The 24996-nt window shown below is 72.6% G+C and carries 20 protein-coding genes; 11 read left to right on the top strand and 9 right to left on the bottom strand.

Going from position 1 to position 24996, the window contains the following annotated elements; all coding sequences use genetic code 11:
- Nucleotides 1-54 precede the first annotated feature (54 nt).
- The 3 genes from ETAA1_RS25840 to ETAA1_RS25830 form a co-directional block, all read right to left on the bottom strand.
- A complete protein-coding gene (locus ETAA1_RS25840; protein ID WP_145243429.1) occupies nucleotides 55-5139 on the bottom strand; it encodes an nSTAND1 domain-containing NTPase in 5085 nt (1694 codons plus the stop codon).
- A gap of 130 nt (nucleotides 5140-5269) precedes the next feature.
- Nucleotides 5270-6685: a C25 family cysteine peptidase gene (locus ETAA1_RS25835; RefSeq protein ID WP_145243427.1), complete on the bottom strand. Its 1416-nt coding sequence runs from the start codon at nucleotides 6683-6685 to the stop codon at nucleotides 5270-5272.
- A 149-nt stretch (nucleotides 6686-6834) separates the two neighbouring features.
- Nucleotides 6835-8568 (bottom strand): lipoxygenase family protein, encoded by a 1734-nt coding sequence (locus ETAA1_RS25830; RefSeq protein WP_145243426.1) that lies wholly within the window; start codon nucleotides 8566-8568, stop codon nucleotides 6835-6837.
- Nucleotides 8569-8705: 137 nt separating this feature from the next.
- Between ETAA1_RS25830 and ETAA1_RS25825 the strand changes: the two genes are divergently transcribed.
- Together ETAA1_RS25825 and ETAA1_RS25820 are read left to right on the top strand one after the other, a co-directional pair.
- A complete protein-coding gene (locus tag ETAA1_RS25825; RefSeq protein WP_145243424.1) occupies nucleotides 8706-9653 on the top strand; it encodes an NAD-dependent epimerase/dehydratase family protein in 948 nt (315 codons plus the stop codon).
- Between the two features lie 131 nt (nucleotides 9654-9784).
- A complete protein-coding gene (locus ETAA1_RS25820; RefSeq protein WP_145233609.1) occupies nucleotides 9785-11179 on the top strand; it encodes a transposase in 1395 nt (464 codons plus the stop codon).
- A gap of 55 nt (nucleotides 11180-11234) precedes the next feature.
- Here the strand turns inward: ETAA1_RS25820 and ETAA1_RS25815 are convergent, their stop codons facing one another.
- The 5 genes from ETAA1_RS25815 to ETAA1_RS25795 form a co-directional block, all read right to left on the bottom strand.
- Entirely contained in the window at nucleotides 11235-12485 is a 1251-nt protein-coding gene (locus ETAA1_RS25815) for a glycosyltransferase family 2 protein (RefSeq protein WP_145243422.1), read from the bottom strand.
- Nucleotides 12486-12550: 65 nt separating this feature from the next.
- Entirely contained in the window at nucleotides 12551-13942 is a 1392-nt protein-coding gene (locus ETAA1_RS25810) for a pectate lyase (protein ID WP_145243420.1), read from the bottom strand.
- 59 nt (nucleotides 13943-14001) lie between these two features.
- Entirely contained in the window at nucleotides 14002-14490 is a 489-nt protein-coding gene (locus ETAA1_RS25805) for a carboxypeptidase-like regulatory domain-containing protein (RefSeq protein ID WP_145243418.1), read from the bottom strand.
- Nucleotides 14491-14580: 90 nt separating this feature from the next.
- Nucleotides 14581-15714 carry a DUF1559 domain-containing protein gene (locus tag ETAA1_RS25800; RefSeq protein WP_202920410.1) on the bottom strand — a complete coding sequence of 378 codons (1134 nt, stop codon included), beginning with the start codon at nucleotides 15712-15714 and terminating at the stop codon, nucleotides 14581-14583.
- Between the two features lie 240 nt (nucleotides 15715-15954).
- Nucleotides 15955-16293, bottom strand: coding sequence for a DUF2171 domain-containing protein (locus tag ETAA1_RS25795; RefSeq protein WP_145243414.1), 339 nt, complete (start codon nucleotides 16291-16293; stop codon nucleotides 15955-15957).
- Between the two features lie 155 nt (nucleotides 16294-16448).
- Here ETAA1_RS25795 and trhA point away from each other — a divergent pair, with 155 nt between their 5' ends.
- The 9 genes from trhA to ETAA1_RS25750 all read left to right on the top strand — a co-directional run bounded on the left by trhA (nucleotide 16449) and on the right by ETAA1_RS25750 (nucleotide 23278).
- Nucleotides 16449-17102, top strand: coding sequence for a PAQR family membrane homeostasis protein TrhA (trhA, locus tag ETAA1_RS25790; RefSeq protein WP_202920409.1), 654 nt, complete (start codon nucleotides 16449-16451; stop codon nucleotides 17100-17102).
- A gap of 26 nt (nucleotides 17103-17128) precedes the next feature.
- Complete coding sequence (locus ETAA1_RS25785) at nucleotides 17129-18955, top strand: hypothetical protein (protein WP_145243410.1); 1827 nt, start codon at nucleotides 17129-17131, stop codon at nucleotides 18953-18955.
- 133 nt (nucleotides 18956-19088) lie between these two features.
- A complete protein-coding gene (gene moaC / locus ETAA1_RS25780) occupies nucleotides 19089-19565 on the top strand; it encodes a cyclic pyranopterin monophosphate synthase MoaC (protein ID WP_145243408.1) in 477 nt (158 codons plus the stop codon).
- A gap of 37 nt (nucleotides 19566-19602) precedes the next feature.
- Nucleotides 19603-20601 (top strand): polyprenyl synthetase family protein, encoded by a 999-nt coding sequence (locus ETAA1_RS25775; RefSeq protein ID WP_202920408.1) that lies wholly within the window; start codon nucleotides 19603-19605, stop codon nucleotides 20599-20601.
- 144 nt (nucleotides 20602-20745) lie between these two features.
- Nucleotides 20746-22203: a Gfo/Idh/MocA family protein gene (locus ETAA1_RS25770; RefSeq protein WP_202920407.1), complete on the top strand. Its 1458-nt coding sequence runs from the start codon at nucleotides 20746-20748 to the stop codon at nucleotides 22201-22203.
- A gap of 71 nt (nucleotides 22204-22274) precedes the next feature.
- On the top strand, nucleotides 22275-22496 hold the full coding sequence (locus tag ETAA1_RS25765) for a hypothetical protein (protein WP_145243406.1): 222 nt from the start codon (nucleotides 22275-22277) through the stop codon (nucleotides 22494-22496).
- Entirely contained in the window at nucleotides 22447-22767 is a 321-nt protein-coding gene (locus tag ETAA1_RS25760) for a hypothetical protein (protein ID WP_202920406.1), read from the top strand. The genes ETAA1_RS25765 and ETAA1_RS25760 overlap by 50 nt, the downstream gene beginning before the upstream one ends.
- 14 nt (nucleotides 22768-22781) lie before the next feature.
- Nucleotides 22782-23027: a hypothetical protein gene (locus tag ETAA1_RS25755; RefSeq protein ID WP_145243401.1), complete on the top strand. Its 246-nt coding sequence runs from the start codon at nucleotides 22782-22784 to the stop codon at nucleotides 23025-23027.
- A complete protein-coding gene (locus tag ETAA1_RS25750; protein ID WP_145243399.1) occupies nucleotides 23024-23278 on the top strand; it encodes a hypothetical protein in 255 nt (84 codons plus the stop codon). Before ETAA1_RS25755 ends, ETAA1_RS25750 begins: the two co-directional genes overlap by 4 nt.
- A gap of 60 nt (nucleotides 23279-23338) precedes the next feature.
- Here the strand turns inward: ETAA1_RS25750 and ETAA1_RS25745 are convergent, their stop codons facing one another.
- On the bottom strand, nucleotides 23339-24937 hold the full coding sequence (locus ETAA1_RS25745; RefSeq protein ID WP_145243397.1) for a hypothetical protein: 1599 nt from the start codon (nucleotides 24935-24937) through the stop codon (nucleotides 23339-23341).
- Nucleotides 24938-24996 lie beyond the last annotated feature (59 nt).

Here is a 24996-nt window from a genome sequence, read left to right as displayed (position 1 = left end):
GTGGTGGCGCCGAATTGTCGCGCGGCCGGGCACCGCACCCGCGCCGCCGGCGGCTCACCGCACGATCCCCGGCGGCGGGCCGCCCCGCCGGTTGAGCTCGTCGCGCTGCTTCGTCCACTCGTCTGCCGTCAACAGTTGGCCGATGCCGCTCTCGGCCACGCGCAGGCCGGACTGTACCTCCACCCACGCGGTGATCCGCGGCTCGTCGTCCGGCACCGGCGTCGGCAGCGGCCACAGCCGCAGGGTGCCGTCCCAGCTGCCGGTCAGCGCCGTCTTTCCGTCCGGGCTGAACTCGGCGTCGCTCACCCCGCTGTCGTGGGCGAACGGCGGCGAGATGGGCTTGCCCGTCGCCACGTCCCACACCCGCGCCGTCTGGTCGTAGCTGGCGGTGACGACCCGCGTCTCGTCCGGGCTGGCCGAGATGCCCCACACCTCGCTGGCGTGAACGAGCGGGAGCGGCACCGCCTCCCCGCCGTCGCCCGTCCACACCTCGCCGGTGTTGAAGTTGGTGCCGCCGAGGACCAGCCGGCCGGACCGGCTGAACCGGGCGAGCTGCACGCCGACGCGGTTGCGGAGGAGGTGGACCGGTGCCCCCGCGGCGTGCCACAGCCCCCGGCCGCGCGGGCTGCGCGTGAGGAGCCGGTCCCCGGCCGGGCTGTACGCCACCGCCCGGATGAAGTCCCGGCCGCCGTCGATTTGGTGCTCGATCGGCCCGGCCACCTGGTCCCCGGTCGCCGTCGAGTAGACGTGGACCCGCCCGTCGCGGTGGGCCACCGCCACCCGCGACTTGTCGGGGCTGAACGCGACCGCCCGGACGCGCATCACGAACCCGTCGTCGCCCAGCTCGGGCGGCGGGCCGATCGGGCCGGGCTCGGCGAGCCGGCAGACGCGCGCCCCGGTGTCGAGGTCGATCACCCAGTAGTTCCGGCCGTCCGGGTCCGGGTGCGGGGCGCGGACCACCACCGTCCGCCCGTCGGGGGCGGCGGCGACGAGGTTCCTCCCCGCGTGCCGGACCGGGTCGTTCACGTCCGAGTTCGACCCCGGCGGGGGGACGTGGAACACGAACACCCGGAACGACTCGTCCTGGGCGATCAGGCGGGTGCCGTCGGTGCTGAACTCGACCTCGGCCACCTGACTCCAGTCCTTCCCCGTGTCCGCCTCGGCGCACCGGAAGACGGTCGGCGCGGCCCTGTTGTCGAGGTGGTACACGAACACCTTGCCGTCGCGGGTGCCCGCCGCGACCGCCTTCCCGTCGGGCCGGAAGTCCACCGCCAGGATGTTGTTGATGACCTTGCGCCCGGGCTCCGGGCCGCGCGGCAGCTCGTACCGGGCCTGCGCCGGGTCGCGCTTCGGCCGGCCCCACAGCCGCACCGTCCCGTCGACGTTGGCGGTGAACACCTTGCCGTCCGGGCGGAACCCGTACCCGGCCAGCCACCCCTGCGGCGACAGCCGCTCCTCGGCCCCGAAGTGCCGGTCCTTCGAGTGGGTGACGGCCAGCCCGCCCGACGGGTTGACAAGGAGCACCTGCTCCGCGTCCGCCTTGTCGAACACGGCCCGGGCCGTGTGCTCCTGGCCGGACCGGCGGCCGATCGGCCGGAGGTCCTTGTTGTCGATCGCCGTGTTGACCGCGTCCGCGGTCTTCCACACGAACATGTCGATCCCGCCGGCGGCAACCCGCGACCCGTCCTCGCTGAACGCGACGCAGGTGACGGTGACGTCGAGCCCGTACCGGCGGAGGGTCGCGCCCGTCGCGGCGTCCATGAGGTGGAAGCTGCCGGCGGTGCCCTTCTGCGCGCCCGCGCCACGGCCGCACCCGACCGCCAGCAGCTTGCCGTCGCGGCTGAACTCCATCGCGTACACCTTCCCCTGGTGCGGCTGCGGACTGCCGACCACCTTTCCCTGGTACTTCCGGGCCTCGTCCGGGTGCCCCGGGAAGGTCGCGTCCCACAGCGTCACCGTCCCGTCGTGGTCGGCGCTGGCCGCCGTCTTCCGGTCCGGGCTGAGGACCGTCCCGCCGACCGCGCCGGTGATGAACGGCGCGCCGAGCGGCGCCCCGCCCGGCGCGTCCCACAGCTGCGAATACCCGGCCCCGTCGGACAGGAGAACGGTCCGCCCGTCGCGGTGGACCTCGGCCGACATCCCGACCGTGTCTTTCGTGAACGGCAGGTGCGGGATCGGCGGGCCGAGCGGCTGCGGCTGTCCGGGGGGGGCGTCCGTCGCGTACAGCTGGGCGCCGCCCTTGGTGCGGCAAAGGATGACCGTGCCGGCCGGGTCGGTGGCGAGGGCCGGTCCGGGGAAGGTGCGGACGTCGTCGAGGCAGAGCTGGTGCGTGGCCCACCCGCCGAGGTTGGTGAGGATGACGTTGCGGAGCGCGGCCGCCTCCGGGCAGGCGTCGGCCGGCGGGCACGCCTTGAGGGCGTAGGCCATGCTCAGCAGCCCGAACCGCGGCCGCCCCTGTTCGCTGAGCTGGATGCCGCGGTCCAGCGCCAGCGTCGCCGCCCGCACCTGCGCGTCGCGGGCGCTGGCCTGTGCCTGCTTCGCGCTCTCCTTCGCGTCCGCGGCGCTCTTCGTCGCGTCCCGGGCCTTGCCGTCGGCGAGCACGGCCAGCGCCGCGGCGGTCGCGGCGAGCAGCCCGAGGGTGACCATGACGGCGCCGCGCGTCCGCTTCTGGCGGGTGAGGTAGCCGCGCATCCCGGCCACGAACTCGAGCGCGGCCGGCGGCAACTGTGGCGTGTGGGTGTCGATCCACGCCAGGTAGTTGCGGCACACGTCGGCCCCCGGCAGGCCGCGGGTGCTCTTCGCGGGCACGCCGGCGAATCCGGCCTCCCACTTCTCCACGGCCGTGCGGAACTCGTCGCGCATGGCCCGCCCCTGCGGGTCTTCGGCGAGCCACCCGCGGAGCCGGTCCCAGTGCCGCACGAGCGCCTCGTGCGCCAGGTCCACGAGCGACGCCGCCGGGTCGGCCGGGTCGCTGCGGACGGTCAGCAGCCGCTCGCCGACGAGGTGGTCGATGACGGCCCGCGCCGCGTCCGGCTTCCCCGTCTCGGCTTCGAGCGCGGCGCGCGACCGCGGCTGCCGCGTGCCTCGGCTGCTGACCAGCGCCGTGATGACGTGCTCCGCCACCGCGCGCGCGCCGACGCCGAGGCCGGTCGCGGTCGGTGTGGCCTGGTAGGTCGTTTCGGCGTGCAAGGCGATGGCCGTGCCGAGGCACCCGAGGGCGTCGAAGGCGGCGTGCGTGAACACCGTCGTGCCCGTCTCCACGGCCTTCAGCCACAGCCGTTCCAGCGCGAACTGCAGCAGCGGCAGCGACGGCGCGGCCCCGTCGCCGGCCGCCAGCAGCGGGTCGGCGAGGATGCGGTCGAGCAGCCCCGTGGCGTGCGTCGGGGTGCCGTCGGCGAGCGGCCCCTGGAAGGTGTAGCCGCAGTGCTCGGCCGGGCCGACGACGATGGCCCGGAGGTTGTCCGCGCCCGGCGGCCGCAGCACCCACGGCCGCCGCAGCAGCCGGCTGAGGCCGGGCAGCCCCGCCGACTGGCCGAGGAACTCGCTCCGCATCCCGATCACGAGGCGGAACCGGTCGGGGCGTTCGGCCACGAGGTCGGCCAGTGCTTTCGTCAGCGTGCGGGCTTCCTCGGGGTCGCGGGCCAGGGTGAACGCCTCCTCGAACTGGTCGAAGATGACGAGCAGCGGCCGGTCGTCGGCCCGCAGCGCGGCGGCGAGCGCGGCGGCCGTCGGCGGTTCGGTCGAACCGGGTTTCAGCGCCGTCAGCAGCGCCTGTGCCGGGTGGTAGCCGGGCCGCAGCGACACGATCCGCCAGCGCTCCACGCCCGCGAGCCCGCCCTGCCGCGCGGCGTACACGAGGCCCGCTTGCAGCAGCGAGGTCTTGCCGCTCCCCGAGTCGCCGACGACGCCCACGGCCGGTTCGGTGCGGAGGATGTTCAGCAGCTCGGTGACCTCGGCGCGGCGGCCGAAGAACAGGTCGGCGTCGCGCTCGGTGAAGCTGGAGAGCCCGCGGTACGGCGACACGAACTGGAACGCCGCCCGCTGCTTCGTGCCGCCGAGGGCGCCGGGCCGCGCCCACAGCTCCAGGAACGCCCACGTCCAGTCGGTCTCGGAGGCGTGGGTGGCCAGCGCCTCTTCCGGCGACTTGCCGGCGGCGAGGGCGCGGTAGAAGCCGGCGGCGGCGGTCGTGCTGTGCTCGGCGTCGAGCGGGAAGGTGCTGGCGACGACCGCGGCGAGGTTGCCGCCGCGCGGGCTGAGCAGCTGCTGGGCGACGCCGCCGAACCCGCCGCGGCCGCCGGTCTGCCCGGCCTTGCACACCTGGAGAAAGGCGAGCCCCGCGGTGCCGGCGCCGCACCACTCGGCCAGCTCGCCCGCGGTCGTCTCCGCGGGGGCGCCCGCGGCGTCGCACAGGAGTATGCCCGCGCCGTGACCGTGCGCGAGGAGGTGGAACACGTCGTAGCTGCCGGCCAGGGCCGCCTTGAGTGCGGCCCGCGTGGTGCGGGTGAACGGCGCGAAGGTCGTCGCTTCCGCGGCCAGCTTCTCCAGCGGCGTCACGCCGGCGGCGCCGACGAGGAAGACTTCGGCGCTGGGCTGCAACGCAACACACAGCGCCTTGAGCCGGCCGGCGGCGTCGAACGCGGGCACGTCGGCACTGCTCGGCTCGGCGGCGGCGACGAGCACCCGCGGCCGGTCGCCGAGGGTGAGCGGCCGCGGCGAACAGCGGCGGAGGATGCGCACGAACCGGACGCGGTCGGCCTTGGTGCCGCGGAACAGGAACCAGTCGTCGTGCGGCTCGCACAGCAGGCCGTAGGGGAGGTCGCGGACGGCGTCGGTGGTGGCGTCGATGAGGAGGCGGATGGGGCGGTTGGTCTTGCGGGCGCGGTCGAGGACTTCGGTCCACTTCTTGGCGTTCTCGGGCTGGCCGAGCAGCGCGGCGAACAGGTCCTTGCCGAGCTGGCGGGCCGCGTCGGGCGGCAGCTCGGCGCCCTGGGCGAGGTACGGCACCCACTCGCCGAGGCTGGGCGGGAGTTCGGTCAGCACGTCGCCTTCGGTGTCGCCGAGGTCTTCGGTGAACAGCTCGGCGCGGAACTGGTCGCCGTACTGCGACACGGCGAGGCGGACGTGGTACGGCGCGGGCATGGCTCTATCGAGCTCGTGCGTGAAGGGTGACAGTCGTGGGGCGTCCGTACCCCCTGAAGGGGTGAAGGGGTGCGGGGGTGAGGGGGTGACGAACGACAGCGGCTTGTCACCCCCTCACCCCCGCACCCCTTCACCCCTTCAGGTCCGAGGGCCGCAGCCGGGCCGCCGGGTCGCCGAGCAGCACGTAGTTCTGCGCGTCGTTCCGCTCCACCCAGCAAGCCGCCAGCTCGGTCGCCGTCGGCTTCGGCACGCCCGCCGACGGGTCGAGGTAGCTCAGCAGCTCCGACGACAGCACGGCGTAGCGCTCGCTGAAGCTCTTGGTGGCGTGGCCGACCGGCTCGCCCGCCATCACCCGGCCGAGGAAGTCGCGGAACGGCCCGACCTGCGACCCCGCCCCCGGCGGCTTGATCGAATAGCCCCAGGCCCGCTCGACGTGCCCGACCACCGCCAGCGCCGGCCCGTTCGGGTGCGACAGCAGCCGCTGCGGCAGCGCCGCCACGAACGGCGCCGGCGCGACCGCCACCGGGCCACGGCCGCGCTCCGTCAGGAAGTTGTCGAACGCGGGCGTGCCGGCCCCGTAGCACGCGAAGAGGAACGCGACGAGGCCGCCGACGTTCGCCGAGTCTTCGACCTCCGCGGCGGTGAGGTAGTGCTGCGGCCCGACCTGTCCGAACCCGGGCCAGTCCTGCGCCAGCAGCGCCCCCTGCGCCGGCCGCTGGCGGGCGTCGTCCTTCGGCCAGCCCATCCCGTGCGACGCCGTGAACAGCACCGCCGGCGGCGTCCCGTGCAGCGTTTCGAGCAGGCGCGCTTTGGTGGCGTCGGCGCCCTTGAAGGTGCGCGAGCGGTAGCTCTGCGCCGCCGCGGGGGGCGGGTCGTCGGGCGTGCCGTCGGCGAGCGGGGTGACGAGCGCGTCGGCGCTCATCTGCGTGGAGCGGTCGGCGGCGTGGCGCGGCCCCCAGTACACCAGCTCCTTCGCGTTCTTGACGGCGCCCGCCGTCTCGAACGCGGCGACGCTCTCGGCGTAGCGGCGCAGCTGGTCGGGGGTGTCGAACGCGAGCCGGCCGACGGCGTACTCCACGTCGAGGAGGTACTGGAAGTCGAACGGGATGTCGGTGGGGCCGCCGACGAGCGTGACGTAGTACGGCACCTTCCGCGGGTCCACGGTGCCGGGGGCGACGCCGTGGCGGGCGAGCCACGGCTTCATCCCTTCGCCGGGCCGGTATTGCAGCACCTTGCAGCGGTCCGGCGGCACCGACTTCTTGCGGTGGTCGATGAGCGGCTGGACGGCGGCCAGGAGTTCGGGCGGGGCGGCCGCCGGGAGCACGACGGCCCAGCCGGCGCGGCCGACGTTAGTGGGGTCTACGTCCATCGGCAGGCCGAGCTTCGGCCGCTTCAGCACGCTGACGACGGCGCGGAACCACGACGCGAGCAGCCCCTCGGGCGGCCTGCCGCGGGCGAGGTCGGCGGCGGCCGCGGCCGTCATCGGCGGGACGAGGTACTCGCCGGTGGCGCCGTTGATGCCGTTGAGGGTAAGTGGGTCGTCCACGTCGGGGGCGCTCCGGTGGCTTGCGAGACGGATCAATCACCCCACGAGCCGCGACCGCAAGGGAGCGGCTGACGCCCAACACCAGCCGCGATCGGAGACGACCGGTTCCGAAGCCGCTCCCTTGCGGTCGCGGCTCGTGGGGCACCCCGCTAGATGTTGATGCTCTGCGGCACCCCCGACGGCATCATGAACGGGTACGGCCGCCGCCGCGTGTTGCGGTCGGCGATCGTCTTCTCGATGTCCAGCATCTTGTCCGCGAACCGGCCCGCCAGCTCGTCCAGCCGCGGCTCGCCGAAGTAGTCGTCGCCGTAGTAGCCGAGCCGCGTGTAGTGCGTGTCGCCGAGCATGTAGCCGGTGTTCATCTGGAGAATCGCCTGGTCGCGCGGCGGCAGGTGGGCCAGGTAGTCGGCCTCGGTCGCGCCCGTCTTCGCCGTCGGGGCCGGGGCGTAGCCGGCGAGCGGCATCGCCGGCACGTAGCTCATCACGTCGTACTGCGGGAAGTTCACCGCCGCGTGCTGCGCGCTCGCCGTGAAGATCACCAGCGCCGTCACGTCCACCAGCTCCGCCAGCGTCCGCGCCGGCTCCACGCCGTTGATGCGGCCGCCGCCCTTGTGCGACACCTCCGACAGCCAGCCCGCCACCTCGTGGTCGGCCGCGACCTCGGCGTCGGAGCGGTAGAAGCAGCGGAGGTAGCCCGCCACCCACTCGCGGATCGCGTCCCAGTGCAGCAGCGCGTCGTCGCGGTAGGAGTAGCTCGCGAGCGCGTCCGAACCGACGCCGCGGCGGCGGAACGTCTCCGGCGGCATCTGCTCCTTGAACAGCCGGCTCTGCACGCCGCGGGCGGACAGCCCGAGGGTGCCGTCGATGGTGCCGCCCAGCAGCTTGGACACCACGCCGTCCGGCGAGATGAGCTTGGTGCGGGCCATGTGGTTGATCGCCAGCGTCCCCTCGAAGTGCGGGGCGAGGAGCACCTTCAGCGGGTGCGTCGGCGCCAGCTGGCGGTGGGCCGCGACGGCGAACGGCTCGATCGTCAGGTGCGTCCAGCCGAGGTGTGTCACCGCCTCGTGGTAGTTCCCGTCGGCGATCTCGACGATGGTCTTGGCGATCCGCCAGTTGTAGCCGTCGTCCGGGGTGAAGATCGGGTTGTCGGCCCCCGGCTGCTGCTTGCACTGGACGGCGACCGGCGTGAGTTGCCGCGTCTGCTTGTTGACCGCGAACAGCGCCAGCGGCGCGTACAGGTACTTCTGCTGCCCGCCCGGCGCGATCGCGTTCTCGATGCCGTCGAGCTCCTGGTAATCGACCAGGAACAGCCGGCCTTCCGCGCCGGCGGCGGCGAGCGTGTCGCCGGGGAGCGCCACCTGGAAGTGCTCGTCCGTGACCGGGAAGCCCGAATCGAGGGCGTCGACGCGGTGGATCATCACCGGGTTCGGGCCGGCGAGCCGCAGCTCGGCGAACGTGCTGTCCTTCTCGAAATCCTTGCTGATCGGCGGGAGGCCGATGATGTGGAACAGGTCGTTGTAGTCGTCGATCGACATCAGCCGCCGCGACTCCTGCTGCAACCCCACGAGCTCGCCGACGACCGCGGCCACGGCGCGGACGGCGGTGCCGGTGCCGAGCGCGGCGCCGGCCAGCGGGTTGGACATCTCGCGGAGCCGGCGGCGCAGCCCCGAGTCGCCGTCGCCCTGGTTCGAGACGTTGGTGATGACCTTGCTGAGCACCAGCGTGGTGAAGTCGGTGGGGAACCGGTCGCGGCGCGGCACGTCGCACACGAACGCCAGCGGCGACACGTAGCTGTGGTTGAACCGGTACTCGGTGCGGCGGGCGGTCTGGTCCGCGGCGCGGCCTTCCGGGTCCGGGTCGAACGCGGGGAGGAACGCACTCATGGGCGACTCGCGGGGGGACGGGGGTGAGTCGAGCAGGTGTCAGTGTAGCAGCCGGAAGCGGGCTTGCGTCGCGGTTCGCGGCCGGTCTACACTCGCCGCCCTCCTGCACCCTCGCGCACCCTGTGGAGCCACGACCGATGGCCGATCGCGTTCTCGTCACCGGCGGGCTCGGCTACCTCGGCAGCATCCTGTGCGAACACCTGCTCGCCGCCGGGTACCGCGTCACCGCCCTCGACAACCTCATGTACGGCCTCGGCCAGCAGGGGCTCTTCCACCTCTGCGCCAACCCCGACTTCGAGTTCGTGAAGGGCGACGTGCGCGACGAACCGACCATGAAGGCGGCACTGAAGACGGCCGACGCCGTGGTCCACCTCGCGGCGATCGTCGGGGCGTCGGCGTGCGACAAGGACCCGGCCCTGACGACCGGCGTGAACCTCGACGCGGTGAAGCTCCTCAACCGCCTCCGCAGCCCGAGTCAGGCGGTGATCTTCCCCAACACGAACAGCGGCTACGGCGCCACGACCGGCGCCAGCTACTGCACCGAGGAGACCCCGCTGGAGCCGATCTCGCTGTACGGCCGGACGAAGGTCGAGGCCGAGCGGGAGCTGCTGGGGTCGCCGAACGCGGTGGCCTTCCGGCTGGCGACGGTGTTCGGCATGTCGCCGCGGATGCGGCTCGACCTGCTGGTGAACCACTTCGTCCACGCGGCCGTGACCGACGGCTACCTCGTGCTGTTCGAGAAGGACTTCAAGCGGAACTTCGTCCACGTCCGCGACGTGGCCGACGCCTTCCTGTTCGCGCTGCGGAACGTGCCGAAGCTGGCGGGCGGCGTGTACAACCTGGGGCTGGACTCGGCGAACCTGTCGAAGGAAGAGCTGGCTCGTGCCGTGCAGCGGCAGGTGCCGAACTTCTACCTCCACTTCGCGCCGATCGGCCAGGACCCGGACAAGCGGAACTACATCGTGTCGAGCGCGAAGCTGGCCGCGGCCGGGTTCGAGGCCCGGCGGTCGCTCGACGACGGCATCCGCGAGCTGCTGAAGGGCTACCGCATGGAAGGCCGCGGCCTGTTCCGCAACGCGGCGTGAGCGCGTGGAGCGCGTTAGGCCGGGGCGCAAGCCCCGGTGGGTGTCTGGAACCAGGCCATTCACGGTGACGCATCCCGGTCGTAAGCCGTCCGCTGGCAGGGACTTGGCCAAGCCAGGGAGAGGGCGCGCCCATGCTGTTCGGTGGGGTCTTCGAGCGGTTCCTAGAGGAGAGCCCGCTCAGCGTGATGTCCCGGGCGACCATCGAGCACGCCCTCTCGGCCTCGGCCCTCGACGCGCTGTTCGACCGGACCGCCGAGCGCGGGTACACCCGGGAGTTGCTGTTCTCCACGACGGTCGATCTGATGACCCTGGTGGTCGGCGGCAAGGCCCTCCACGTCCAGGCCGCCTACCGGCACCTGCGGGACCGCGTCCCGGTCACCCTCAAGTGCGTCTACGACAAGCTCCGGAACATCGAGACGGGCGTGTCCGCGGGGCTGGTCGCGCACGTGTCGGGCCGGTGCGAGGGGCTGATCACCGCGCTGGGCGGGGGGTGCAAGAGCCTGCTGCCGGGCTACCGGGTGCGGGTCCTCGACGGCAACCACCTGGCCGCCACCCAGCGGCGGCTGGGCGTCACCCGGGGGCACACCGCCGGCCCCTTGCCCGGGCAGAGTTTGGTCGTGCTCGACCCGGCCCTGATGCTGGTCACCGACATCGTCCCGTGCGAGGACGCCCACACCCAGGAGCGGGCGCTGATCGACCAGATTGTGCCGCTGGTGCGGGAGCGGGACGTGTGGGTCGCGGACCGCAACTTCTGCACGGCGGAGTTCCTGTGTGAGGTGGCCGCCCGGCGGGCCTACGTCGTCATCCGACGCCACGGGAACCTGAGCGTCGAGGCCGAAGCCGGGTACGGGGCCGAGGTCGCGACGGACCGGGGCTGGGTGGGCGAGCGGCGGGTCTGGGTCTGCTGGGGTGGGGCGCGGTTGGTGCGCCTGCGGCAGGTGCGGGTGCGGCTGCGGGCGCCGACCGCGGACGGGGACGCGGAGGTGGAGATCCTGACCAACCTGCCGGCGAAGGTGCCGGCCAAGAAGGTGGCCGAGATCTACCTCAAGCGGTGGAAGATCGAGGGGGCCTTCCACGAGTTGACAGTCGCCTTGAACTGTGAGGTGAACACCCTGGGGTACCCCAGGGCCGCGCTGTTCGGGTTCTGCGTGGCGGTGGCCGCGTACAACGTGCTGGCCGTACTGAAGGCGGCCCTGCGGGCGGTGCATGGTGAGAAGAAGGTGCAGGAGGAGGTGTCGGGGTATTACCTGGCGCTGGAGTGGGCGATGGTGTACGCGGGGATGATGATCGCCCTGCCCGCGTCGGAATGGGAGGCGTTCGGTCCGATGCCCAGCCCGGAGTTGGCCGGCCACCTCCGCGAGTGGGCGGGCAAGGTCGACCTTGGGAGGATCAAGAAAGCGCCGCCCCGGAAGCCGACGAGGACGGCGACCCGACGGATCAAGGACAAGAGCCCACATGTTTCCACGGCCCGGTTGCTCGACGAGGGGAAGAAGACCCGTCAGGCGAAAGTCAGCCGGAATCCGTGAGTCTCACACCGTGAATGGCCTGGTGTCTGGAACCCACCGGGGCTTGCGCCCCGGCCTAACGCGCTCCACGCCCCTTCACCCACCGCAGCGCCCCCGCGACACGGTCCGCCATCCGGTAGCGCCACGCCCGCCGCGCGTCCGCGTGGCGCGCCGCCTCCTGCTGGAAGCCCACCAGCGCCGCCCACAGCACCGCTGCCTCGCCCGGGGGCAGCGCGTCCGCCTTCGCAAACTGTCGCAGCACCCGCTGGTGGTTCTTGTACCAGTTCGTCACCCGCGAGAACCCGCCGGCGCGGTGGCGGTAGTAGAACAGGTGGTCCGGCACCACACCGACCTTCCCCCCGGCCTGCACCAGGCGGACGAACGCCTCCCAGTCCTCGCACGAGGTGCCGCGGTCGGTGCCGTAGCCGCCGGCGGCGCGGAACGCCGCCGTGCGGAACATCGAGTTCGCGTCGCCGTACACGTTGCGGACCGCGGCCGCGGCATACGGCCCGCCGACCGGCCGCAGCGCGAACAGGTACTCGCCGGCGGGCGCCGCGTGCTTTTCGTCGAACGCCAGGAAGTAGCACGACATCGCCGCGAACTGTGGGTTGCGGTCGAGTGCGGTCACGAAGCGTTCGACCATGTCCGGCCGCGCGACGTTGTCGGCGTCCATCGGCAGGAAGAGCTCGCCGCGCGCCAGTTCGAGGCAGCGGTTCCGGGTGGCGCCGATGCCGGCGTTCGCCTGCCGTACGAAGCGGAACTGCGGGTAGGTCTGCTCCATCCGGTCGAACGTGGCGCGGGAGGCGGCATCGGTGCTGCCGTCGTCGATGACGACCACGTCGAGCGTCGGATACGTTTGTGCCGCGACCGAGGCGAGCGTCGCCGGGAGGTGCGCGCCGAGGTTGTAGTACGCGATGCCGATGGTCACCACTTCCGCAGCCGCTTGCGGCTTGGCGTCGGGCGGCGGCGACCAGCGCCAGCCGAGCGCGGCCGCGCCGCCGTCGGGGTCGATGACGGCGTCGGCGTTCTCGAACGCGAACCGCTCCATGAAGTCGCGTTCGAGGTCGTCGAGGGTCGCCGGCCAGCGCTCGGCGGTCTCGCGGTCGAGCTGCGCGGCGCCGTCGAAGCGGACGACCAACTCGGCGTCGGCGAACGCCAGCCCGGCCCGCTTGGCCTGCACGGCACGGAAGCCGAGGCCGCCGCGCGACGGGAGCTCGACGCGGCCGGACGCGGGGAGCGACCAGCGGGCGCGGTCGGACTCGTCCGCGGGTGACGGCTCGTACAGGTTGCGGACGCGGAAGTCGGGGGGCACGGGGTCGGGCGCCACGGCGGGCTCCGGAGGTCGGGTCGAGGTGAGGGACGGTCGTCGCGGCCGACACGCCGGGCCCGGGCCTATTCCTCCGCCCGGAGGTACGCGCTCAGCACGCCGACGTTTCGCCGGAACACCTCGCTCGACACGTACCGGAAGCCCGCCGCGAACGGCGGCTGCCCCACCAGCCGCTCACCCGCATAGGTGCTCACCCAGCGCCCCTCGGCGTCCAGCGCCGCGACCACGCGCCGCACCTCCGCCTCCGTCGGCCGCGCCCGCACCGGCGGCGGGGCGTTACGCCGCGCGTCGTCGAGTTGCTTCTCGATGGCGTCGAGCCGCGCCGGCTGCGTCCAGCCGTAGTGCGCCGGCGCCGCCGCCGGGTCGAACGTGAGCTGGTACGCCGCGTCCATGTACAGCGGGCGGTTCGTCCTCAACTCGTAGAACCGCGCGAGCCGGCCGTCCGGCAGCCGTGACTTCCGCAGGTACGCCAGCGCCCGCGGCACCGGCTCCAGGTACTTCGCGTCGCCGGTGACGCGGGCGATCCGAATCAGCGTCTCCAGCGCGTCCTGCGACTCCCACCCGCTGACCGCCGGCGGCTCGAACTTCCGCGCCCACACCGGCCGCATGTCGCGGTCGTACTGCTGGCACCACGCCGGCTGCGGGTCGGGCATCTGGGCCAGGATCAGGAAGTCGCCGAGCCGCGCCAGCGCCGCCTTGTACCTGGCGTCGCCGTACACCTGGTGGGCCGTCACGAGCGCGTCCGCGACCGTGCCGGGGAGGCCGTCGTTGAGCGTGTAGTGGGTCCAGTACTCCTTCTCCTTCCCCCCGGTGCGGTAGTCGAAGTCGGGGAACTTCGCCTTCAGCACCGGCGCGGCCGGGCTCGGGCCGGTGAACACCTGGGGGAAGCCGCCGTTCGGGAACTGCGCCGTTAGCAGCGCGTCGAACCCGTACCGCGTGGCGTCGCTCACCGCCTCGTTCTTGAAGCCGAGCGCCTTGTCCGTGCGGGCCAGGAACCGGAGCGCGGCTTGCGTCTGGTCGTCGTCGAGGGACGAGGCGTTCCAGCTGCCGCCGGCCATCTTGCGGTACTTACCGACGCGCCGGGCGGGGCCGAACTCGATCGTCTGCGTCCACCCGCCGGACTGGAGTTGGCCGGCGGCCAGGCACTCGGCGGCGGCCGTCGCGGCGTCGAGGTAGAAGCGGTCGCCGGTGGCGGCGAACGCCTCCAGGAACGCCTCGCCGACGGCCGGCGTGCCCGGCGGCTGCACGAACACCGTGGTCGGGCTCGCCTTCCCCTCGCCCCAGCGCTGCGCCAGGTCGGGCGTGACGTAGTACACGTACCCGCCGCGGACGGCGGCCTTGTCGCGGAAGAACGTCGCCGCGGCCTTCAGGGCGCGGGCGGCGTCGGCCCTCAGCGTCGGGTCGTCGGCGCGGGCGGGGGTGGGGAGGAGGAGCGCGAGGAGAAGTGCGGGTCGCATGGGGGAAGTGTACCGCGCGGGCCGGGCGGTCGGAACCACCGGCCCGCGGGGGAGCCCGACTACTTCTTCTTGAGGGCGAAGTTGACGCCCTCGTTCTTGCCCACGTCGAGGGTGGCCGACAGCTTGCTGGTGGCCACCGTGGCGTACTCCTTCGGGAGGAGGTTGGTCGGCCCCCCCTTGGCGCCGCCGCCGGTGTCGGACACCATCGCGTCCGTCTGGCCGGCGTCCATCCCCTCGGCCCCGGCCGCGAACTTGCCGTCGAACTTCGTGACGGTGACCTTGTACACGCCCGGCGGGATGCCGGGGTCCTTCCCGGTCGTGGCGATGAGGTACTTGCCCGAGCTGTCGGTGAGTGAGCTGTAAGAGGCTCCCGGCTTACCGTCCACTTCGGCCGTGCTGTAGAGCGTCACCTTCGCCCCGTCGACCGGGGTACCGTCGACGGACACCACGCCGGAGACGGTGGCGAAGGAGCCGTCTTTGCTGCCCGAACACCCGGTCGCCAGGGCGAGAAGCCCCGCGGCCAGCGCCGGAAATCTCCACCGGAGCATAGATCGTCCTCGTTCCGCCCCTCCCCGGGGGCGACGTGATCGGGGAAAGGAAATCCCCGCAGCCGAGGTCGGCTGCGGGGCGGGTCGCGGTTAGTAGTTGCCGATCACTTCGGCCCCTTCGGGAGTGGCCAGGCACTGGAGCACGCTGACGTAGTCCACGGTGTCCCGGATGAACTTGACCGACCCGTCGCACAGGACGAAGTTGGCCCCGCCCGTGTGCCTGCTGCCGAAGCCCCAGGCGTACTGCAGGTTGGCCCGGCTGTCCGTCCACCCGCTGGCCAACCGCCCGGTCGGGGCGTTGATGGCGCAGTAGGTGAGCGCGTTGGTGAGGGTCGTGCCGCCGGTCTGCTGCACCAGGCCGGGGGTGACCTGAAGGATGCGGCCGTGGACGGAGGTGTGGACCCCGCCGCCCCAGTACGGGCCGTAGGAGGTCGAGGTCTTGATCTGGGCCGACTCGCCGATGGCGATGGTGTTGCTGGTGCCGTCGCGCATCGACCCGATCATGGACGCGCCGTTGTTGCCGAACGGCCCCCGCGCCCAGGTCGCGCTCACCGCCCAGTCGCGGTCGTAGTCGGTGTAGTACCCGGTGTTGAACAGGTAGTTGCTCCGGGCCACGCCCGGGGCGAGCCGCTCGTAGAACGACCCGGCCGCGTCGGCCGTGGTCATGACCGGGGCGGGGTTGTCGTCCGACGGGCAGGTGTACGTGGCGATCGGCGTGGACGCGACGATGCGGTTCGTGTTCCCGGCCGGGTTCGCCCCGAGGGTGTACGAGTACGGGTTGGACCCGTTGGAGATCTGCTTGTAGTCGTACCGCGCGAACAGCGGCCCCTGCTCGATGTACGGCAGCAGGGCGACGAACCCGGTGTGGTTGTACACGCGGTACGTGGCCGTGGTGTCGCCCTTCCCGTGGAGGGCTTGCAGGTCCACCTCCGGCCCCTTGTAGTTGGAGACGTTGGGGGCGGCGATGGTCCCGCTACCGGCGCGGCCGGAGTTGATCATGGCGGCGGGGAGGCGGCCGGCGCCGACGCTGTCGGCGAAGGCGTGCAGGGCGATGCCCTGCTGCTTGAGGTTGTTGGAGCACTTGGCGCGGGCGGCCGCCTCCCGGACCTTCTGCACCGCCGGCAGGAGAAGGCCGATGAGGATGGCGATGATGGCGATGACGACGAGTAACTCGATCAGCGTGAACGCGTGGCGGGAGCGCCGCCGGTGAATGAAGCGGGTCATGGACGAACTCCTGCGGAATGTGAACCGGTAAACCAACCGATTACGCCGGACCCAGAGAGGCACGTGAAGCCTACTCCCGTCGCGAAGCGGCATGCAAGCCAATTTCGATGATTCTCATAATTCTCCATCCGTTGCTCATCGTCCCCCCAAAAGGGGTTGGGGCAACAAAGCGACCCCGGGGGCCGCACGCCGAAGCGTGGGGCCCCCGGGGTCGCTCCGGGGCCGCGAAGTAAGGTACGGTCACGCCGACGCGCCGGCGCGGCTCGTCCAGCCGCGCTTCGTCTCGTCGGCGTTCTTGTTCAGGTGGACGTGACTGTCCACGTGATCCACCCACGCCGTCGGGATGTAGTGGTGCACGCCGTCGGGGCTGTCGTTCTTCGTCAGCTTGATGCTCGACCCCTCGACGCCGTCCACCTTGCCCATCGTGCAGCCGCACGACGAGACCACCGCCATGTGCGGCTTGACGGTCGAGGCGTCGCAGGTGCCCATGCCGGTCTTCTCCTTCACCCAGCACGCGGCCTCCTCGGCCTTCTCCTTCACCGCCTCGCCGGCGTTCTTCAGGGTGTCCTTGACGCTCATGGTGTTGCCTCCAGTGGGAGAGCCGCGGCCGCCCGCGGCGGGACGCGGGATGTGTTGCACCCCGTGTGCCGTTCGGCGGTGGTGGGCAGCGATTGGCCCGTCCCGTCACGGAGGGCGTGGCTAAGATGTCCCCTCGATTCCATACCGGAGGTGTCATGGAGTTGCGCGACCCGTTCAGCTCGGCCACGCACCTGCTGGCCGCCGTCTGGGCCGCGTACGCCACGCTCGTGCTGGTGCGGCTCGCCCCGCGGCACCCCGGCCGCCGCGCCTCGGCCGTCGTGTACGGCCTGTCGATGGTACTGCTGTACGCCGCCAGCGGCCTCTACCACGCCGTCCCCGCCGACGCCGACGCCGTCCGCCACCTCCAGACCCTCGACCGCTCCGCCATCTTCGTGCTGATCGCCGGGACGAACACGCCGGTGATCGCGGCGCTGCTGCGCGGCCGGCAGCGGCGGTGGTGCCTCGGCGTGATGTGGGGGGTGGCCGCAGTCGGGGTGGCGGCGCTGTGGCTGTTGCCGAGGGCGCCGTACTGGGCGACGGTGAGCCTGTACGTGGCGATGGGCTGGCTCGGCGGCCTGCCGGTGGTGGCGTACTACCGGGCCGTCGGCTGGCGGGCGATGAACTGGGTGCTGCTGGGCGGCGTGCTGTACACCGGCGGCGCGGCGTGTGACCTGTTCGGCTGGCCGGAGCTGAGCCCGCCGCCGGTCCGCGTCGGCCCGCACGAGGTGTTCCACGTCTTCGTGGTGGCCGCCAGTGCCGCGTTCTTCGTGTTCGTCGCCCGCCACGCGATCGGCCACGAGCGGCGGTAGAATGCCCCGAACAGCGGAGGCCCGTCATGCGGAAGCGGATCGCGGCCGGGGTTGTCGCCCTGGGGGTGCTCGCGCTCGCCGCGGCGTGGGGGCTGCGCGTCGCCGGGCGGCCGCACGCCGTCGCCGTGCCCGTGCCCGCCGGCGGCCGCCTCGACCTCGACCAAACCCCGTTCGGCGAAGCCGCGTTCGCCGCCGACCGGCTCACCGCCGAGTTCCGCGCCGCCCTCGCCCCCGGCCGCTACGCCCTCGGCACGGACGTCACCCTCGACGTGCCGCCCGACACGAGCGCCGGCGGCACCCTCGACCTGCGCGTGGCCGCCCGCGGCGACGCCGACGGCCGCCGCTGGATCGACGTGACCGCCGAGCCGAGTCGCGTCGCCTTCTCGAACCCCGTCCGCGTCACCGGTGCGGCCGGGTGGGTCGCCGACCTGCACGAACTCACCGCCGACCCCGGCGGCGTCGAGGCCACGGCCGTGCCGGTCGTCGGCCGGTCGGTGGCGAACTGGGTCGCGGCCCGGGTGTGGTCCGCGCCGGGCGGCGCCGCGGACCAGGCGGGCAGCCCCGTGCGCGAAGTGACGGTCACGACGGCCCGGCTGGCGCTCCGCGAGAACGGCCGCGTCGGCTGGCGCGACTTCCGCCGCGGCGACGCCTCCGTCCTGGCCGTCGGCCCGGGTTCGACCGTGGACGTGCGCGACCTGGTCGTCACCGCCGGCGGCGCGATCACCGACGGCCGGCTGACGGTGAACCTGAAGGTCGGCGCCGACAGCGTCGTCCGCGGCGGCGGGGTCGAGGTCCGCGCCGCCGGCGGCGACCTGACCGGGACCTTCACCGTCCGGCGCGACGCCACGGACACCCGCGTGTCACTCGCCGCCGGCGCCCCCGCCGCGGTGCGACTCGTGGCGGCGCGCGTCACCCCCGCCGCCGGCGTGCCGGACTTCGCGGCCGACCGGCTCGACGCAACCGTGGACCAGGCCGACTGGGCGCAACCGCACGGCGCCGAGCCCGTCGCCACGGTTCGCACGACGGTCCGCGTCACGGGCCTGACGGTCCCGGCGGCGCTGGCCGGGCTGCGGGTCGAGTCGGTGACCGGCGCGGTCGCCGGCGACGGCAACACGATCCGGCTCGACGACGTGTCGGTGCGGCTGCCGAAGGCGGCGGTGCTGGCGGCGGCGCGGGCGGCGCTGCCGAAGTCGGTGCCGCTGCCGGACCAGCCGGTCGCCGACAACGTGGCCGAGCTGTTCCGCGACGTGAAGCTGACCGGCATCGCCGCCGACCTCGGCGCCCCCACCATCGGCTACGAGAACGGCCGCATCGTGTTCGCCGCGTCGCCGGTCGTGCGCGGCCGCGTGACGGCCGACGGCCGGCAGGTGGCGCTCGAGCCGCAGGAGCGCGTCGTGGTCGTGTTCGGCCGCGAGGTCCGCACAACGGTGCAGGTGCCGGTGGTGCGCTGGGTGCCGCAGGTCAGCGCCCCGTTCACGGTGCCGCTGACGGTGCGCGGCACGGCGACGGTCGAGGTGATACCCGGCCCGACGCTCGCGGCCGCGGCGCTGCGAGTGCGCACCAACTGCGAATCGGCCGAGGTCGGCGAGCCGACCGTGGACGGCCTGCCGGCGCCGGTGCGGCCGCTGGTGCAGCTGGCGGCGCGGTTCCGCGACCGCGTCCGGGTGGACGGCCAGTCGCCGGCCGAGTTCGTCCGGTCTCGGCTGACGCGGGAGGACACCGTGCCGCTGTTCGCCGCCACGGACGCTCCGACGGCCGCGGCCCTGTCGCGTGTCACCGCGTCCGCCCCGCGGCTGACCGAGGACGGCACCGACCTGCTGCTGACGGCGTCGCTCGGCTGGACGGCGCGGTAGAAACTCCACGGTCGCGTCGAAATTATTGTTTCCGCCGAGCGGGGGGTGGGTCGCGGAAACAATGATGCCGGGGCGATCGTTTCCCGTCTGTCTACCTAAATCCCTTCCATATCAGGTCTTGGAGCGTCATCGCATGCCTCTCACGCACTTCGACGACAGCGGCGCTGCCCGCATGGTGGACGTCAGCGGCAAGGCCGAGACGCACCGCACGGCCCGCGCCTCGGCGCTGGTCCGCATGGCGCCCGCGACACTCGCCCTGATCCGCGACCGTAAGCTCAGCAAGGGCGACGTGTTAGAAGTCGCCCGCCTCGCCGGCATCATGGCCGCCAAGAAGACGGCCGACCTCATCCCCCTGTGCCACCCACTGCCGCTCACGTCGGTCAAAGTGATGCTGACGCCCGTGGAGCCGGACGCGGTGCGAATCGAGGCCACGGCCACGGTTTTCGCCCGCACGGGTGTTGAAATGGAAGCCCTCACTGCGGTTAGCGTGGCGGCCCTGACGGTGTACGACATGTGCAAGGCGGTCGACCGCGGCATGACCGTGGACGCGATCCGCCTCGACGAGAAGGACGGCGGCGCGAGCGGCCATTACGCCCGGCCGCCCGCCTGACGCCGCCGCCGGGGCCGCTCCCGTGGAGGGCCGCGCCGTGACCTCGACCATCGCCCCGCCCGTCGCCCCGTTCGTGCCCCGGCCGGCGGGGTCGATGTTCGCCCCCGTCGCCGCCGACATCGACGAAGCGGATCGGGTGTTCGCCGCGACGCTCGCCCCGTACCAGGGGCTGTTCGGGCCGCTGGTCCAACACCTCCGCCACTACCGCGGCAAGCGGCTGCGGCCCGCCCTGCTGCTCCTCGCCGGCAAGGCGTGCGGCGGAATCACACCCCCGCACCACACCCTCGCCGCGGCGGTGGAGATGATCCACACGGCGACGCTCGTTCACGACGACGTGCTCGACGAGGCGGATGTGCGGCGGCACGTCTCGACGGTGAACGCCGGCTGGGGGAACAAGGTCAGCATCCTGCTCGGCGACATGCTGTTCACGCACGCCTTCCACCTCACCAGCACGGTGGACGGCCGGGCCTGCGGCATCATCGGCGCCGCGACCAACCGCGTGTGCGCGGGCGAGCTGCGGCAGGTGACCGAGCGCGGCAACCTGAACCTGACGGAAGCCGACTACTACGCCGTGATCGACGGCAAGACGGCGGCGCTGACGGAGTGCTGCGGCCGCCTCGGGGCGCTGTACGCGGGCGCGTCGGAGGAGACGGCCGACCGGCTGGCGAACTACGGCCGGGCGCTCGGCCGGGCGTTCCAGATCGCCGACGATCTGCTCGACCTGGTCGGCGACGAGACGACCGCGGGCAAGACGCTCGGCACCGACCTTCAGCAGCAGAAGCTGACGCTGCCGGTGATTCACTGCCTGAACCGGCTCCCGGGCGGGGACGCGGACCGGCTGCGGGAGCGGATCCGCGACGGCGACGGCGCCGCGGTGCTGGCGGCGCTGCGGCGGACGGAGTCGCTGGCGTTCGCCCGCGGCCGCGCCGACGAGCTGGCCCGCGCCGCGCGGGCGGAACTGGCGGCGCTGCCGCGCTCGGACGCGCGGGCCGTGTTGGAGGCGCTGCCGGAGTGGGCGGTGCGGCGGGAGAAATAACGGAATCGTTGCCGCTTGCGGCTTCGCGTCACCCAGCGCGAAGCCGCGAGCGGTGTCACTTCTTCTTTGGCTGCGCCCCTCGCCGGCCGCCTATCATATCCCCCGGCCCCGTCCCTCCCCTGCCTCTCTCGTAAAGGGTCTCCCATGCTGGAACGCGGAAACCTCTCGCGCCGCGGGTTCATGCGGAACTCCGTGGCCACCCTCACCGCCGCCGGCCTGCCGGCGTGGTACGCCAAGGACGTGTTCGGCGCCACCGTCGCCCAACAGGCCGCCGCCGCCCGCCCCGTGCAGGCGAACGGCCGGCTCAACGTCGCCGTGATCGGCGTCGGCCCCAACCCGCGCCGCAGCAACGCCCTCTACGGCGAGGCCAAGCGGTTCCGCCACGTCCAGTTCACCGGCGTCTGCGACGTGGACGAGCGGCACGTCGCCTTCGCCGTCGACCAGTACAAGAAGGACGGCTACGACGTCCGCGGGCACAAGGACTTCCGCGAGGTGTTCGACCGCCGCGACGTGGACGCGGTCATCGTCGCCGTGCCCGACCACTGGCACGCGCTGGTCGCGCTCGACGCCCTCCGCAAGGGGAAGGACATCTACTGCGAGAAGCCGCTGACGCTGACCGTGCAGGAGGCGCTGGCGCTGAAGAAGGCGGTGAAGGACACGAACAAGGTGCTGCAGACCGGCAGCCAGCAGCGGACGGAGATGGGCGGCAAGTTCCGCCTCGCCGCCGAGCTGGTCCGCACCGGCCGCATCGGCTCGGTCCGCAGCATCGAGTGCCGCATCGGCAACAACCCGCAGAGCGGCGCGATCAAGGAGGCGCCGGTGCCGAAGGGGCTGGACTGGGACATGTGGCTGGGGCCGACCGCCCGCGTGCCGTACCGCCAGGAGGCCGGCAAGACGAACTGCCACTACGAGTTCCGCTGGTGGTACGACTACAGCGGCGGCAAGATGACCGACTGGGGCGCCCACCACCTGGACATCGCGCAGTGGTGCCTGGGCATGGACGGCAGCGGCCCGACCGGCGTGGAGGTGGTGGCGGCGAAGGCGCCCTACGCGGCCGGCGACGGGTACAACTGCCACGAGCACTTCAAGGTGAAGTACAGCTACCCGAACGGCGTGAGCGTGTACGCCATGAGCGGCAGCGGCGCCGAGGGGATGGGCACCCCGGCCCCCGGCCTGGTGGACGCCATGGGGAACAAGCCGAAGCGGAACAACAAGGAGATGGACGGCGTGGACGGCGGCGAGAACGGCCTGCTGATCGTCGGCGAGAAGGGGAAGATTTTCGTGAGCCGCGGCCTGCTGCTGGCGAGCGACAAGGCGATCCTGTCGGAGCCGCTGCTGCTGGACCCGATGCTGTACCCGTCGCGGCCGACGAACCACATGGGGAACTTCCTGGACTGCGTGCAAAGCCGACAGACGCCGATCACGGGGGTGGACGTGGGTGCCGGGTCGGTGATCGTGTGCCACCTCGGCGTGATCGCGCTGCAGACGGGCAAGAAGCTGACGTGGGACGCGCGGACGTTCAAGTTCACCGGCGCCGACGCGGACGTGGGCAACGCCCGCCTGTCGCGGCCGATGCGCGCCCCGTGGCGGCTGGAGGGCTGACCCTCTTCCGCCGCTTGCGGCGGTGCAGGGCACGCCTTGCACCGCCGCGAGCGGCGGGTTAGCATTTCAACATGATCCGCATTCACTTTCCGACCACCGACGCCAAGCGTGCCGCGCTCGCCCAGCTCGCAGGGCGGTTCGGCTTCAAGAGCTGGGCGACCGGCGAGATGGTCGTGCCCGAGGACGCCCTGGGGTTCCTGGCGGTCCAGGGCGTCCCGTTCACCGTCGAGGGGCCGGCCACCTATGAGCAGACAGCTCCGCCGGTTCGAGGTGCTGTTGCCGCTGCGTCTTAACGACGGCACCCCCGTCCCGGACGCCGCCGTGGCCGACACGCTGATCGAACTGGAGGAGCGGTTCGGGGCCGTGTCGTGCGAGACGCAGACGATCCGCGGCCGCTGGCGCGCCGAAGGGCAGACCTACCGCGACGACCTGATCCGCGTGTTCGTGGACGTGGACGACGACCCCGAACACCGCGAGTTCTTCGTGGCCTTCAAGGACGTGCTGAAGGCCCGTTTTCAGCAGCTTGACATCTGGCTGACGACGTACCTCATTGAAGTGCTGTGAGCCCGCGACCATACATGCCGCGGAGGTCCCTCGTGGAGTGGATGCGGGAGATTCGCACCGACGTGGAGGTACTCGTCCACGCCATCAGCGACGGCATCAACAGCAACATCCGGGACGTGTTGATCCCACGCGGGCTTGTCGATCCGGTTGTGTACGACGCCGGATGCGGGGCGGAGGGCGACCTCACCCGCCTTCAGTACGAAGTAGCTGCGGCCGTGGCGGAGAGCTGGGCGGTGTCATGGCGGAACGAGCCGACATGACCACGAACGAGCGGGCCGAACTGTTCGCGGCGCTGGCGGAACTGGCCCGGCGCTACCCACACTGGCGGGTCGGCCAACTCGTCGCCAACGTGGCCGGCTGGGCGGACGCGGACGTGTGGGACGCCGCGGACGATCAGCTTCTCGCCGCGGCGCGGGCGCATCTGGGGACGGCGACCGGACCGACCCCGGCAGCGCCATCGGCCGGCGCGGCGTGTTCGCTCCCCGAGATACCGAGCCCCGCGGGCCGCTGAGATGCCTGGGGCGGCATCCTGCTTCATCCTGTTCGTGCTGTCAAAAACTGCATCACCGCGTCACTCCGTCTTGCGGCCCTGGTTGGCGTCGTACCACGCCCGCAGCTCGGCGTCGCAGCGCGTCAGGCCGCGGCGCGTCAGCCACACCGTCGCGGCGCCCATCAGCACCAGCCCCGCCGCCCAGCCCATGCCCAGGCCGCCGGCCGCGGGGAGGTAGCACGCCGCTACTGGCACCAGCCCCGCCACCTCCGGCAGGCCCGCCTTCAACAGCGCGAACAGCACCAGGGGCAGGCCCAGCGTCAGGAACGACGCCAGCCCGCTCGCCTGCCGGCCGGTGCAGAACGCCCGGAAGCCGACCGCGAAGAAGAACATCCACAGCACCGCCCCGCCGATCGCCGCGGCCAGCGCTTCGTACCACTCCACCCGCCCCGCCACCGCCAGCGCCACCCACAGCAGCTCCGCCACGTACAGGTAGTGGTGCCCGCGCCGCCACGCCGCCGCCAGCGACGCGTGCCAGTAGTCGCGGCCGTCCAGGTCCGTCAGCAGCAGTAGTTCCAGCCGGCGGCAGCGGTCGCTGATGGTCGCGTCCCAAAGGCCGAACTGGAACGCCGCCGGCACCGCCGCCAGCACGCACATCGCCGCCGCCACGGTGGGGGCGCCGCCCCAGTTCTCGAACAGCTGGAACACGAGCCGGCCGAGCCACGCCGGCCACGCGTCGCCGGCCATCAGGTACACCGCGTAGGCCAGCCCGAACCCGCCCGCGAGCCACAGGTTCACCCGCCCGCCGTACTCCATCACCCGCCGCACCGCCCACCACGACAACGGCCGCTCCCCCACGTCCTCGGTGCGGGCGGCGCGGTCGGCGGTCAGCGGCCGGTAGTGGCGGTCGTGGAAGTGCGGCTTCAGCCGGAACGCGGCCCGCAGCGCGAACAGCGCCACGGCGACGGCCGCGGTCTGGTGGAGCGTCACGAAGCTGTCCCACACTTCGGCCGGGTCGCGGGCCGGGTCGAACCAGTTGCGGACGACGCCGAACGGGTTCTCGTTGTGCGCCGCGAGCACGGCCGCCTGCACGGCGTTGGCCCACGCCGGCGGCAACTGTGCAAGCCACAGCGGCAGCTTCTCCGCGGCCAGCACGCCGACGACGAGGTACACCAGCACGCCGAACAGCGCCACGATCTCGGCCGCCTTCCGCCCCGCGAACGGCTCGTAGGCCCACACGGTGACGCCGAGGCCGGTGACGACGCCCCACGCGAACGGCATCAGCGCCAGCGGCCACAGGTCGGCGGGCGTGATGAGCCCCTGCCACACCAGCGCCGCGAGCGCGGGCAGGCCGGCGAGTTGCACCACGGCGAAGCGGCAGATTCCGACCGCGGCTTCGGCGAGGAACACGCCGCGCGGCCGCAGCGGCGACACGAGGAGGAACTCGAGCGCCTGGCTCTTGGGGAGTTGCGTGAGCCGCCAGCCGACGAGCGCCCCGCCCTCGACGATGCCGAGGACGAGCGCGAAGTTAGCGACGGCGGTGCGGCCGGCGGGGGTGGGGTTGTTGACCGCGGCCCACGCCAGCAGCACGCACAATACGGCGTGCAGGGCGACGGCCTGCCGCAGGCTGCGGCGGCGGACGGGCGACGCGACGGCGGCGGCGAAGAACGGGCGGAACATGCCCGAAGTGTAGTGCACAAACCGGTTCGACGCCCGGGGGGCGACCGCCCCCGGGCGTC

Source organism: Urbifossiella limnaea (assembly GCF_007747215.1).
GTDB lineage: Bacteria > Planctomycetota > Planctomycetia > Gemmatales > Gemmataceae > Urbifossiella > Urbifossiella limnaea.
Note: the sequence above shows the minus strand (reverse complement) of the source record. Positions and strands in the feature narration are given on the sequence as shown.

Bases quoted from the DNA above. Each gene is read 5' to 3' on its own strand.
- ETAA1_RS25840 (WP_145243429.1), bottom strand. From the start codon at position 5,139: ATGCCCGCGCCGTACCACGTCCGCCTCGCCGTGTCGCAGTACGGCGAC.
- ETAA1_RS25830 (WP_145243426.1), bottom strand. From the start codon at position 8,568: ATGAGTGCGTTCCTCCCCGCGTTCGACCCGGACCCGGAAGGCCGCGCC.
- ETAA1_RS25825 (WP_145243424.1), top strand. From the start codon at position 8,706: ATGGCCGATCGCGTTCTCGTCACCGGCGGGCTCGGCTACCTCGGCAGC.
- ETAA1_RS25820 (WP_145233609.1), top strand. From the start codon at position 9,785: ATGCTGTTCGGTGGGGTCTTCGAGCGGTTCCTAGAGGAGAGCCCGCTC.
- ETAA1_RS25810 (WP_145243420.1), bottom strand. From the start codon at position 13,942: ATGCGACCCGCACTTCTCCTCGCGCTCCTCCTCCCCACCCCCGCCCGC.
- ETAA1_RS25805 (WP_145243418.1), bottom strand. From the start codon at position 14,490: ATGCTCCGGTGGAGATTTCCGGCGCTGGCCGCGGGGCTTCTCGCCCTG.
- ETAA1_RS25800 (WP_202920410.1), bottom strand. From the start codon at position 15,714: ATGACCCGCTTCATTCACCGGCGGCGCTCCCGCCACGCGTTCACGCTG.
- ETAA1_RS25795 (WP_145243414.1), bottom strand. From the start codon at position 16,293: ATGAGCGTCAAGGACACCCTGAAGAACGCCGGCGAGGCGGTGAAGGAG.
- trhA (WP_202920409.1), top strand. From the start codon at position 16,449: ATGGAGTTGCGCGACCCGTTCAGCTCGGCCACGCACCTGCTGGCCGCC.
- ETAA1_RS25785 (WP_145243410.1), top strand. From the start codon at position 17,129: ATGCGGAAGCGGATCGCGGCCGGGGTTGTCGCCCTGGGGGTGCTCGCG.
- moaC (WP_145243408.1), top strand. From the start codon at position 19,089: ATGCCTCTCACGCACTTCGACGACAGCGGCGCTGCCCGCATGGTGGAC.
- ETAA1_RS25770 (WP_202920407.1), top strand. From the start codon at position 20,746: ATGCTGGAACGCGGAAACCTCTCGCGCCGCGGGTTCATGCGGAACTCC.
- ETAA1_RS25765 (WP_145243406.1), top strand. From the start codon at position 22,275: ATGATCCGCATTCACTTTCCGACCACCGACGCCAAGCGTGCCGCGCTC.
- ETAA1_RS25760 (WP_202920406.1), top strand. From the start codon at position 22,447: ATGAGCAGACAGCTCCGCCGGTTCGAGGTGCTGTTGCCGCTGCGTCTT.
- ETAA1_RS25755 (WP_145243401.1), top strand. From the start codon at position 22,782: ATGCCGCGGAGGTCCCTCGTGGAGTGGATGCGGGAGATTCGCACCGAC.
- ETAA1_RS25750 (WP_145243399.1), top strand. From the start codon at position 23,024: ATGACCACGAACGAGCGGGCCGAACTGTTCGCGGCGCTGGCGGAACTG.
- ETAA1_RS25745 (WP_145243397.1), bottom strand. From the start codon at position 24,937: ATGTTCCGCCCGTTCTTCGCCGCCGCCGTCGCGTCGCCCGTCCGCCGC.